Consider the following 12200-nt stretch of genomic DNA (forward strand, 5'->3'; position numbering starts at 1 on the left):
GGATCCGCTGCTCCGTTGAGCGAGCGGTTTACCCTGGTGCTGCTGGTCCGCGGCCAATCCCGCGGCTTGCGTCGGGCATTGCGCTATTACAGCGCCTGGCCTAGCGCTGTGTTGGTTGTCGACTCGGCGCTTGAAGCCGATGCGGGTATCGCCGCAAGTTTTGCCGGTGTGCAGTACCTGCATCTCCCCGCGCCACGTGCCGAACATTTCAGCCTTCGGGTTCGCCAGGTCATCGAACAGATCACCACGCCCTATATGGCGGTGGCCGAAGCCGACAGCTTCCTGTTACCGCTGGCGTTGGATGAGTCACTGGCGTTTCTTGAAGCCCATGCCGACTACGGTGTTTGCCAGGGATATAGTCTGGCGTACGAAGCCCATGCCAACCGCGTCGATTATTACCTGCGCGACCGCAAGGGCTGCGAAGACTATGATGATGAATCGGCTGCGGCGCGACTGGCCGCGCTTGCTATTCATCGGCCTTCGTTGGCCAACGGCGTGACTCGAACCGACATTTTGCAACGCTGGTACGCATCGCTGGCGCCAGACTTCAATCCGGCCCTTCATGAAAATAGCTATTCCTATGGGCTGACGGCTGGTGCCAAGGTGCGCGTGCTGCCCATTGCCTATGCCGTACATGAATGCCGTAGCATGACCTTCGGTGCCGTCAGCGAGAAGCTGGTTGAGTCGATCTGGGACTCGCACCTTGGAGAACCTGTCCGCCGTTTCGAGCCGACGCAATACGTCGAGTTGCCGTTCTACAACCAAGCGTTTTTTGACGTACTCAGCGCCATCGAGTTCCAGCTGCACGCGGTGCCTACCGGCCGCCTGCAACTGGAAGAGCTTGAAGCGTCGATGCTCAAGCAGCGAGAGCTGGGTCGTGTTCATCGTAATTCCAGTGCCGAGCCGCTCAATGAGCGCTTGCTGCATGCCTTCGAGCTCTACGCTTTCAATCAGGAGCTGGTGGAGCAACTGGCTCGATCGCTGCTGGCCGAGGGCAAAAAAGAACAGGCGCAAAAGCTTTTGGCATGGGGCGAGCGCGTGGCTGGCGCGACGCTTGAAGATAACGCCAGGTTGTTCGATGCCACGCGCTCCGGGCTGCTGCTGAACTGGTTGCAAGCGCGCGATCCAAGTGCCAAACAAGCACAGGAAGTTGCCCAGCATCTGGCGCGTAATGCCGGAGGGCCGACGTTTGGCATCCTGCTGCTCGACCTGCAAGCCGATATCTTCAAGTTGCAAGCGACCTTCGACAGTGTGATGAACAGCTATTGCCGGGCGTTCAAGATCATCGTGTTCACCACGGGCGATCTACCGGCCGAAACCACTCTGCAAAACACGCTGCACTTCGTCAAAGTCAACGAAAGCAACTACGTCGACAAGATCAACCAGGTGGTGAGCCAGAGCGACTGCGACTGGGTGGTAATGGCGGAGGCGGGTGACGAACTGACGCCAAGCGGCCTGTATCAGGCGAGTCTCGAGTTGCTGGCTGCGCCGCAGTGCCGCGCCGTAGCGATGGATGAATTCCATCGTCAGGCCGACGGTACCTTGTCCGATGTGTTCCGCCCGGGATTCAACCTTGATCTGCTGCAAAGCATTCCGTCGCTGATGGCTCGGCACTGGCTGGTACGCCGTGAGCTGGTGGTCGGAGTGGGTGGGTACTCGCGGGAATTCAAAAATGCCCTGGAATTCGACCTGCTGTTGCGTCTGATCGAGCAGGGCGGGTTGGAGGGACTGGCACATTTGGATGAGCCGTTGCTGATTTGCCAGGCTCCGGATGCGGAGGCCGACGCCGATGAGCGCAAAGCCTTGTTGCGACACTTGGCAACTCGGGGTTATCAGGCCGATGTCAGCAGCTTGCTTGCGGGCACGCACAAGATCGATTATCGGTTCACTGAACGGCCAATGGTTTCGATCATCCTCCATGGCGTGCAGGATTTTGAGGCATTGCAGCGCTGCATCCTCAGCGTGCTGCAACGCACTCGTTACCAGCGCTATGAAGTGCTGATCGGGCAAGACTTGACCTACTCGGAGTTGCTGAGCAATTGGCTGGAGGAGCTTGGCCCGCAGGCTCGGCGTGTCCGGCTGTTCGCCGCCGAGTCTGGCATGTCCAGCGCAACATTGATCAACACCGCCAGCCAGCAGGCTAACGGCGAATACCTCGTGGCCCTGTCGGCTGACAGTGAAGTGGTCAACGTCAACTGGATCGAATCCTTGCTCAATCAGGTGCAGCGTCCTGAAGTGGGTGTGGTCGGGGCCAGGTTGATCGATCGCGAAGGCACGGTGACCCAGGCTGGGTTGATCCTGGGCGACGAGGTGGGGGCTTACTCGCCTTTTGTCGGTGCGTCGAAGAATTCCGCGGGTTACATGTACCGGCTGGTGGTGGAGCAGAACTGCTCGGCGGTGTCCTTTGCCTGCCTGATGATTTCCAAGCAACTGTTCGACGCTGCCGATGGCATTGACGATGAGCTGTTTGCCCAGGCCTATGGTGATGTGGATTTGTGCCTGCGACTTGGCCAGGCTGGATATCTGACGGTTTGGACGCCTCATGTGCTGGTTATTCAGCCGGGTATGTTGGCGCAGTCGCCCACGGCACTTGAGGCATTGCGGGAGAAGTGGTCCCAGGCGTTGCAGCAGGATCGCTTCCATAACCGCAATCTGCTGAGTAAGGGGGCGGGCTTTGCCCTGGGGCCGGTGGCCGCGATTCCCTGGTCGGCGTTGATTGCTCAGTCCAAAAGCTGACGCTTCAAGGGTTTGCAGCCGGTAAAGGCCCACCTCGCGGTGGGCCTTTTGCATTTTGGTTACTGGCTAAAACCCGCACCGTCTGGCGCTCAGGCTCATTTTTTGATGGCACCAATATTGCTTTCCTGTGGGTGCGACCTATTAACAGGCGCATGCGCCGAATTATTGGCGTCCTTGACGTTGCGGTAGCCGTTCAATGAAGTCGATATTATTCACACTTGAGACAAGCACATGAAGGCAGTAATTCTGGCGGAGGGGTTAGGGACTCGTATCACTAAGCAGTCGCCCCTTAAGCCTAAGCCAATGATTGAAATTGGTTGCAAGCCAATCATCTGGCACATCATGAAAATCTACTCTCAGTTGAAAGTTGTCTATAAAAAAACGTCTTTTGTAAGAGCGCAGTTGTATTTTTGTGGCTGGAGAGTAGGTGAGTGTATTTCTCCTCATTCCACTCTTTTCCATTCCTTTGAGATGTTTGGCGGTACTGAACGAATCGGATCGGCACGCTGATGCGCGCCTACATCCTTTGCGGCGGTTTCGGCACTCGTCTGAGCACAGTGCTCCAGGGCTCGCAAAAAGCGGTGGTCGATATTCACGGGCGGCCATTCCTGGCCCTGGTGCTGGCGCAGTTGAAGCTGGCGGGTATCAGTGACGCAGTATTGTGCGCGCATTATCGTGCTGATCAGTTGGCAGAGCTGCTGCCTGTGCTGGCGGCTGAGTCCGGTGTCGCTCTGCAACTGGCAGTCGAAGAACAACCGATGGGCACTGGTGGGGCTGTATTGCAGGCGTTGCGTGAAGTGCCACCGGATGGCCGTTATCTGGTGCTTAATGCAGATACCTGGCTAGATTATTCGGCCTACCGCCTGGCAATGAGCGCTGCGGAAGATGTGCTGGTTGGGGTCAAGGTCGAGGACCGTTCGCGTTACGGTAGCCTGATTTGCTCGGACAATTTGCAGTTGCTGGCGTTGAACGAGAAAGGCGTTTCCGGGCCTGGCTTGGTGAACGCTGGCGTCTACGGTTTTGCTGTCGATTCGCTGGACTGCTTTACATTGCAGGCGTGTTCGATGGAACGGGATATCTTGCCGCAGTTGATTGTGCGCCAGTTGATGCAGGTTGGTGAGTATTCAGGGCCGTTCATTGATATCGGTACGCCGGACTCGTTAAGTGCCTTCAAATCCGGTTTTCAAGAGGTCCCGAACGAATGAATCAGTTGGTAAAAAACCAGACGATTTATACCCGCCAGACTATTCTCGACGCTGTTGAATGTATTGAGTCGGGAGCGTTGCAAATCGTTTTCGTTGTGGACGATGAGCAGCGCTTGGCTGGCGTTCTGACCAATGGTGATTTACGCCGCTACCTGCTGCAAGGTGGCGCGACGACAGTGCCGGTCACCGAATGCATGAACACCGATTACCGCTCGGTGAAGCTCGGCGCGGCGCGCGAGGAAATGCTCAAGATTTTCGATCTGAGCTATAACGCAATACCGGTCGTCGATGTCGATGGCTTTCTGGTCGATGTGGTCACACCCGCGCGTCTTGCGGCCAATCAGGAAGTGCCGGTGCTGGCACGAGCCCGTGCACCGGTGCGTATGAGCTTCAGCGGGGGCGGTTCCGACCTCACGTATTACTTCGTGGAAAACCCCGCCGCGGTGCTCAGTTGCACGGTCGGCCTGTACTCCCATGCCACGTTGATTCCACGTACCGACAGCGTCATTCAGATCTTCTCGGAAGACCTCGGTACCGAGGAGCATTACGATTCCATTGCCGACTTGCTGGCGCATGGCAACAAAGGTTTGCTAGCGACCATCGTCTCGGTGATCCAGCCCACCTATGGGCTGGACCTGTACATCCGTTCCGACTTTCCCGTGGGCTCCGGGCTCGGCGGTTCTTCGGCGGTCACCACTGCGGTCATCGCTGCATTCAACGAATTGCGCCGCGATCGCTGGAGCACCTATGAAGTGGCTGAACTGGCATTCCAGGCCGAACGCCTGTGTTTCGGCATTGCGGGCGGCTGGCAGGATCAGTATGCGTCGGCCTTCGGCGGCTTCAATCTGATCGAGTTCAAGGAAGGTCGAAACCTGGTGCATCCCATTCGCCTGGAAGACTCGATCTGCAACGAGCTTGAAGAGTGCCTGGTGCTCTGTGATACGCGCATTTCCCACGACTCCGGCAAGCTGCATGAGCAACAACGCGAAGAGATGATCAGCAAAGATGCTCAAGGTCTGCTGATCACGGAAAGCGTGGCGCTGTGTCGTCATATGCACCACCACTTGATTCGCGGCGAGCTGCACGATTTTGGCCGTTGCCTGCATCAGGGCTGGATGCTCAAGCGACAGTTTTCTTGCGCCGTCAGCGATGGCGTGCTCGACAAGATTTACGACAGCGCGCTGGCCGCAGGCGCGCTTGGTGGCAAATTACTTGGCGCCGGAGGCGGGGGCTTCTTCCTGTTCTTCGTGCAGCCCCAGCACCGCCAGGCCGTGACTGCCAAAGTCCGCGAGCTTGGCTGCAGAACCACTGATTTCCGTTTCGAATCCAACGGTGTCACTTCCTGGCGGACCAAAATTCAATGAATACGCAAACCTTCAGCATCGATGGCGTTGTCGTCGGTGGTGACCACACTTTTGTCATCGCCGAAGTGGGCAACAACCACAATGGTTCGGTAGAGCTGGCCAAACAACTGGTGGATGCCTCGATCGAATCCGGCGCCGATTGCGTGAAGTTTCAACTGCGCAACCGTGAGGCGCTCTATCGCCGCAAAGCCGATGGTTCGCGCGCAGAGGATCTGGGCGTCGAGTACATCCAGGATTTGCTCGACAAGGTCGAATTGAGCGTCGATGAACACCTGCAAATTCGTCGGTACTGCGCGGAAAAAGGCATCAGCTATATTTGCACACCGTGGGATGAGCCCAGCGTTGAGGTGCTCGCCGATTTCGACGTGCCGGCACTGAAAATCGCTTCGGCCGACCTGTGCAATCCGTACCTGATCGCCAAGGCTGCACAGCTGGGCAAGCCGCTGATCCTGTCCACTGGCATGTCGCTTGAGCACGAAATCGTCCGCGCGATCGAGCAGTTGAACGGCTTGGGCGTGCCCTTCGCGCTGCTGCATTGCAATAGCACTTACCCGGCGCCGGAAACCGACATCCAGCTCGGTTATCTGGCGCGCCTGCGCGAGCTGCACGGCCTGATCGGTTACTCCGGCCACGAGCGTGGCACCGCGATCAGCATTGCCGCTGTTGCCTTGGGTGCCAAGCTGATCGAGCGTCACATCACCCTCGACCGCGGCATGGAAGGACCGGACCACCTCGCTAGCCTCGAGCCGGAGGAATTCCGTCAACTGGTCGAAGGCATTCGTCAGGTCGAGAAGGCATTGCCGTGGACCGGACCCGGTCGTCACGCCAGCCAGGGCGAATTGCTCAACCGCGAGAACCTCGGTAAGAGCGTGATCGCCGCCCGGGCCATCGAGCCCGGTGAAGTGTTCGAACAAAGCATGCTGCGCGTGGCCAGCCCGGGCCAGGGTTTGCCGCCGTATCGCTTGACCGATCTGCTCGGAAAAAAGGCCGGTCGCGCCATCCCGCAAGGTGACTTCCTGTTCGACAGCGACCTGTCTGAGCAAGCCGAAGTGCGTCGTGAATTCGCCATGCCGATTCTGTGGGGCGTGCCGGTGCGGTATCACGATTTCCTGCAATACGAGCAGTGGATCAAACCGGACCTGTTCGAGTTCCATTTGTCCTACCGCGACCTGAGCGTGGCGCCCCAGGCGTATCTGCGCCAGGTCGAGTGTTCGCGCCTGGTGGTGCATGCCCCGGAGCTGTTCGAGAATAGCGAGTTGCTGGACCTGGTGGCCGATGACCTGGACTACCGCCAGCGCTCGATCGCCAACCTGCAACGGGTGGTCGACGCCACCCTGCAAATCGCCGAGTTTTTCCCGAACGCCGACTCGCTGCTGATCGTCGCCAACATCGGCGGTTTCTCCGCAGACGAGCCGTTCCCGATCAGTCAGCGTGCCGAGTTGTACCGCCGCTTCCAGGAGTCCTGCGCCCAGGTCGACTTCGGTCGCACCGAGCTGATCCCGCAAAACATGGCGCCGTTCCCGTGGCACTTCGGCGGTCAGCGTCACCAGAACATTTTCATGATGCCGCAGGAGCTGGCCGAACAGGCTAAAGCCCTGAACCTGCGCCTGTGCCTCGATCTCTCGCACCTGCAAATGGCCTGCTTCCACTTTGAACTGGATTTCCAGGCAGCGCTGAAACTGCTGCTGCCGTACTCCGCGCACTTACACGTGGCCGACGCCAAAGGCAGCAACGGCGAGGGCGTGCTGATGGGCACCGGTGATGTGGACTGGCCGGCGACCTGGGCGCAGCTCAAGGGGTACCCGCAGGTGAGCTTTATTCCCGAAGTGTGGCAAGGCCACAAGGATCACGGTGCCGGGTTCTGGTCGGCACTGGATTTTCTGAATCAATTGAATTAAGCCGAGCGCTCGGCGAACTGGGGTTTGAACGATGGGTACCAAAATGCGTGTAGCTGACTACATCATGAATCGACTGGCGGAGTTGGGCATCCAACAGGTGTATTTCCTGCCAGGTGGCGGTGCCATGCATTTGAACGATGCCCTGGGACGTCATCCCGACCTGGAGCCAATCCTCTGCCTGCACGAGCAGGCCGCCGGGATCGCTGCCGAAGCGGCAGGCAAACTCACGGGCGGCCCCAGCGCCTGCATGACCACATGCGGGCCGGGCGCCACCAATGCCGTGACCGCGACCCTCGGTGCCTGGCTGGATTCCACGCCGGTGTTCTTTATTTCCGGCCAGGTCAAAACCGCCGATTTGAAGGAAGGTACCGGTTTGCGCATGTTGGGTGTGCAGGAAGCGGATATCGTGACCATCGTGTCGTCGATCACCAAGCGCGCGGTGACGTTGACCGATCCTGAAGCGGTCGCTGAAGTTTTCGATGAGTTGGAATATGCAGCCTTGAACGGTCGCCGCGGACCCGTCTGGCTCGACGTGCCACTTGACGTGCAAGCCGCACAAGTCGACCCGTCGACATTGCGTCGTGCCAAGCTGCCAGCGCCTATTGCCGCACCGGACATCAGTTCGGCGGTCGCCCGGACCCTTGAGCTGCTCAAGTCCGCCAAGCGTCCAGGCATCATCGCCGGCAGTGGCATTCGCATGGCTGGCGCTATCGATGCCTTCAACGCGTTGATCGAAGACGCTGGCGTGCCGATCATGCCGACCTGGCTGGCCATGGATGTGATAGAGGACGATCATCCTCTGTACGGCGGGCGTCCGGGCTCTATCGCTCCGCGCTGGTCGAACTTCACGCTGCAGAACTGCGACTTGCTGATCGTGCTGGGTTCGCGCCTGGACATGGCGCTGACGGCGTACAACCATGCGCATTTCGCTCCGCATGCGAAGAAGGTCGTGGTCGATATCGATGCAGCGGAAATCGCTAAATTGCAGATGCCGATCGAGGTTCCGGTGGTGGCTGACGTGAAGCCATTCATCGAGGCTCTGGTTGCTGGCATCGCGGCGAACCCTCTGCCGGAATACTCCGCATGGCTCGCGCAGATCGCTGACTGGCGCCAACGTTATCCGCTGCTGCAACCCGAGCATGCCGATGACACCCTGGGTGTGAGCATGTACCACTTCACTGACCGGCTGTCCGAGCTGCTCGGTGAGGGCGATGTCATTGCACCTTGCAGTTCGGGGTTCGCCGCTGAGTTGTTCCTGCTGAGTCTGCGGATCAAGAAACACCAGCGCTGCTTCCACAACCGCGGAACAGGTTCCATGGGCTTCGGTGTGCCATCGGCCATCGGTGCCTGCCTGGCCTCGGGGCGTCGGCAGACGATCTGCGTGGAGGGCGATGGTGGCCTGCAGATGAATGTGCAAGAGCTTGCGACCTTGGCTGCACAGCGCTTGCCGGTAAAGTGCTTTGTGGTCAATAACCAGGGTTACGCGTCCATTCGCACCTCCCAGAACGCGCACTTCAAACTGCTGGTGGGGGCCGACGCCGAAAGTGGCCTGCAATTGCCGAACCTGCGTCAATTGGCCGAAGCGTATGGTGTTGGCTATGCCTTGATCGAGGGGCATGCCGACCTCGATGCACGTCTGCGCGAAGTGCTCGACCGCGAGGGGCCGGTGGTCTGCGAAGTGATGGTGCAAGTGGAAGAGCCGCGCATTCCGCGAGTGATGACCCGTATCAACGCCCAAGGCAAGCCTGAATCCGGTGCCCTGGAAGATCTGTATCCCTTCCTTCCGCGGGACGAGTTCGCCAAGAACTGGCCGCTGGACGCGCAATGAGCACGAACATGAAAGTACTTGATACCTTCCGGCTGGATGGCCAGGTGGCGCTGGTCACCGGTGCGTCTCGCGGGATCGGCGCGGCCATCGCCAATGGCCTGGGCGAGGCTGGTGCCATCGTCTACGGCATTGGCCGTTCGGCTGAAACGCAGACGCCTGGTGCCTTCGAGTATCGAGAGTGCGATGTGCGTGAGACTGCTGCCGTGACGGCGTTGTTGGCCGAGATCGCCGAGCGCCATGGTCGTTTCGATATTCTGGTCAATGCGGCAGGCATCACCTTGCCAAGTGGCGTGGAAGGCGATGCGATGACCAGCTTCCAACGCACCTTGGAACTGAACCTGACAGCGGCCTACGGCTGTTGTCTCGCTGCTGTGCCGCATCTGCAACGCAACGGGCAAGGCTCGATCATCAATGTCACCAGCATCGGCGCTGGGCTGGGTTTTCCCGGCAACCCCGGCTACGTCGCCTCCAAGGGCGGTCTAGCGGCAATGACGCGTGCGCTGGCGCTCGACCTTGGCGGCCAGGGTATTAGGGTCAATAACATCGTGCCTGGCTACGTGCATACCGCGATGACTCAGGGCAGCTACAACAATCCTGAGCTGAATGCGGCCCGCGCCGGGCGCACGATGCTCGGTCGTTGGGGCCAGGCCGAGGAGTTGGCTGGTGCGGCGGTATTCCTCGCCTCGCGGGCCGGTAGTTATGTCACTGGCACAGACCTGCATGTCGATGGCGGCTGGTCCGCGAAGGGGTTGTGATGGACATCGGATTCATGCAAGGCCGCCTTTGCGATCGGGTGGATGGAAAGATCCAGGCATTTCCGTGGCGCGACTGGGCGTTGGAGTTCGAGGCTGCGCAACGCCTCGACGTACGGTTGATGGAATGGACTCTGGACCAGGAGCGGTTATACGAAAATCCGCTGATGACCAAGGCCGGGCGCGAGCGTATCGGCCAACTGAGCCAGACACACGGTGTGCGTATCCTGTCGCTGACCGGCGATTGCTTCATGCAGGCGCCTTTCTACAAGGCCGAGGGTGCAGAACGTGCCAGCCTGTTGAAAGACCTGAACGCGATTCTTGATGCTGCCCAGAACGTTGGCATCGGCTATGTGCTGATTCCTCTGGTCGACAATGGTTCGCTGACCAGTCCGGACGAAGAGGCTGCATTACTCGAAGGCCTGTTGCCCCTGCGCAAGCGCCTTGTCGAGGGTGGTTTGAAAATCGTCTTCGAGTCCGACTTTCCTGCCGAGCGCCTGGCGCAATTCATTGCCCGCTTTCCCGAAGATGCCTTCGGTATCAACTACGACATCGGCAACAGTGCTGCTCTGGGCTACCGCGCGGCGGAAGAAATCGCCGCTTATGGCTCGCGGATCGACAACGTGCACGTCAAGGATCGCCTGCTTGGCGGCACCACCGTGCCGCTAGGTTCGGGCAATGCCGACTTTGCGCAGGTGTTCGCGGCACTGCACAAGGCGGGCTATGCCGGACACTTCATTCTGCAGACGGCGCGCGCCGAAGACGACAACCATGCGGGTGCGGTCGCTCGATATCGAGATATGACCCTGGCGTGGTGGAACACCCATGAATCTTGAGCTTGGTGGCAAGGTTGCGCTGGTCACCGGTTCTTCTGCAGGGATTGGTCTGGCGATTGCCCGGCAGCTGGCTGACGAAGGCTGCAAGGTAGTCCTCAATGGCCGTGATCCAGAGCGCTTGCGCGCCGCTCAGGCGCAGTTGGCCGGTACACATTCGGTGCTGGCCGACGCCCGCGATCCGGTAGCCTGTCAGGCCATGATCGCGGAAGTCATCGCGGTTCACGGCCGGCTCGACATCCTGGTGTGCAATGTCGGCAGCGGTACTTCCGTACCTCCCGGTCAGGAACATCCGAGTGAATGGCAGCGCGTGATCGACATCAATCTGCATTCAACGACCAACGCTGTTTGGGCGGCTACCGAGGCACTGGTGGCCAGTCGAGGCAATGTCATCTGCATTTCTTCCATCTGTGGCATCGAGGCACTCGGCTGCCCTGTCCCATACGCCGCTGCCAAGGCCGCGCTGGAAAGCTACGTGCGTAATTCGGCGCGGGTGTTCGGGCGCCAGGGTGTGCGCATCAACAGCATCGCGCCGGGAAACATTCTCTTCGAAGGCTCCGTGTGGGATCGCAAGCTCAAGCAGGACCGTGCTGCGGTCGAGTCGATGCTGGCGAGAGATGTCGCCTTGGGTTGCCTGGGCACACCAGGTGACGTCGCACGGCTGGCAGCCTATCTGGCGTCGCCGCTAGCGAACTTCATTACAGGGGCCACGCACGTGGTCGACGGAGGACAACTGAGATCATGAATAACACAACGGCCAACCTGTTCGACCTGAAGGGCCGAGTAGCCATCATTACCGGTGGTGGTGGAATGCTGGGCTATCAGCATGCAGTGACGATCGCTGATCTCGGTGGAATTGCTGTGTTGTTGGACATCAATGCTCAGGCCCTGGAAAGCAACAAAGCGCGGCTACAGGATGAAGTCGGTGTCGAGCCGCTCTGCCTGACGGTCGACATCACCGATGTGGACGCGGTGAGTGCCGCCTGCAGCGCAGTGCTGGCGAAGCATGGCAGGGTCGACATTCTGATCAACAACGCGGCGCGTAACCCGAAAGTCGAGGGCAATGACGGCAAGGAGTTCTCGCGGCTGGAAAATTTTCCGTGGGAACAGTGGCGCCTCGACCTTGATGTGGGTCTTGGTGGTGCTTTCAATTGCGCGAAGGTCTTCGGTCCACACATGGCTGCGCAGGGCCATGGCGTGATCATCAATATCGCTTCGGACCTGGGGGTCATTGCGCCTGATCAGCGGCTGTATCAAGTAGAGGGCAAGGCTGCGGATGAGCAGCCGGTCAAGCCGGTGACTTACTCGGTGGTTAAGCATGGCCTGATCGGGCTGACCAAGTACTTGGCGACCTACTGGTGCGAGCAAGGCGTTCGCTGCAACGCGCTGTCGCCGGGTGGTGTGTACGCCGGGCAGAACGATGTTTTCCTCGGCAAGCTGACCCAATTGATCCCATTGGGGCGCATGGCCAAGGTCGATGAATATCGCGGTGCGCTGGCGTTTCTCTGTTCTGACGCATCAAGTTATATGAATGGTGCCAACCTTATTGCCGATGGCGGGCGCAGCACCTGGTGACGCCCAACC

General features: G+C 59.4%; 9 protein-coding genes and 1 pseudogene. All 10 read left to right on the forward strand.

Annotated features, from left to right (window positions below):
- The first annotated feature begins 15 nt into the window (after positions 1-15).
- The 10 genes and pseudogenes from JFU57_RS16045 (at position 16) to JFU57_RS16090 (ending at position 12191) form a co-directional block, all read left to right on the forward strand.
- Positions 16-2736 carry a TIGR00180 family glycosyltransferase gene (locus JFU57_RS16045; RefSeq protein WP_242487381.1) on the forward strand — a complete coding sequence of 907 codons (2721 nt, stop codon included), beginning with the start codon at positions 16-18 and terminating at the stop codon, positions 2734-2736.
- A gap of 231 nt (positions 2737-2967) precedes the next feature.
- A pseudogene (locus JFU57_RS16050) lies at positions 2968-3093 on the forward strand (glucose-1-phosphate cytidylyltransferase); the annotation flags it as partial.
- Positions 3094-3245: 152 nt separating this feature from the next.
- The gene (locus JFU57_RS16055) at positions 3246-3941 is read left to right on the forward strand and encodes a sugar phosphate nucleotidyltransferase (protein WP_201130010.1); all 696 of its coding nucleotides are present in this window, start codon (positions 3246-3248) and stop codon (positions 3939-3941) included.
- Complete coding sequence (locus tag JFU57_RS16060; protein WP_201130012.1) at positions 3938-5305, forward strand: GHMP family kinase ATP-binding protein; 1368 nt, start codon at positions 3938-3940, stop codon at positions 5303-5305. The genes JFU57_RS16055 and JFU57_RS16060 overlap by 4 nt, the downstream gene beginning before the upstream one ends.
- Positions 5302-7203, forward strand: coding sequence for an N-acetylneuraminate synthase family protein (locus JFU57_RS16065; RefSeq protein WP_201130014.1), 1902 nt, complete (start codon positions 5302-5304; stop codon positions 7201-7203). The genes JFU57_RS16060 and JFU57_RS16065 overlap by 4 nt, the downstream gene beginning before the upstream one ends.
- A gap of 31 nt (positions 7204-7234) precedes the next feature.
- Positions 7235-9031 (forward strand): thiamine pyrophosphate-binding protein, encoded by a 1797-nt coding sequence (locus JFU57_RS16070; protein WP_242489765.1) that lies wholly within the window; start codon positions 7235-7237, stop codon positions 9029-9031.
- Positions 9032-9039: 8 nt separating this feature from the next.
- Positions 9040-9786 (forward strand): SDR family NAD(P)-dependent oxidoreductase, encoded by a 747-nt coding sequence (locus JFU57_RS16075; RefSeq protein ID WP_201130018.1) that lies wholly within the window; start codon positions 9040-9042, stop codon positions 9784-9786.
- A 14-nt stretch (positions 9787-9800) separates the two neighbouring features.
- Positions 9801-10619: a sugar phosphate isomerase/epimerase family protein gene (locus JFU57_RS16080; protein ID WP_201130020.1), complete on the forward strand. Its 819-nt coding sequence runs from the start codon at positions 9801-9803 to the stop codon at positions 10617-10619.
- Positions 10609-11361 (forward strand): SDR family NAD(P)-dependent oxidoreductase, encoded by a 753-nt coding sequence (locus tag JFU57_RS16085; RefSeq protein WP_201130022.1) that lies wholly within the window; start codon positions 10609-10611, stop codon positions 11359-11361. Before JFU57_RS16080 ends, JFU57_RS16085 begins: the two co-directional genes overlap by 11 nt.
- Positions 11358-12191 carry an SDR family oxidoreductase gene (locus tag JFU57_RS16090; RefSeq protein WP_242487379.1) on the forward strand — a complete coding sequence of 278 codons (834 nt, stop codon included), beginning with the start codon at positions 11358-11360 and terminating at the stop codon, positions 12189-12191. The genes JFU57_RS16085 and JFU57_RS16090 overlap by 4 nt, the downstream gene beginning before the upstream one ends.
- Positions 12192-12200 lie beyond the last annotated feature (9 nt).

Source organism: Pseudomonas sp. TH07 (assembly GCF_016651285.1).
In the GTDB taxonomy this organism is placed as follows: Bacteria; Pseudomonadota; Gammaproteobacteria; order Pseudomonadales; family Pseudomonadaceae; genus Aquipseudomonas.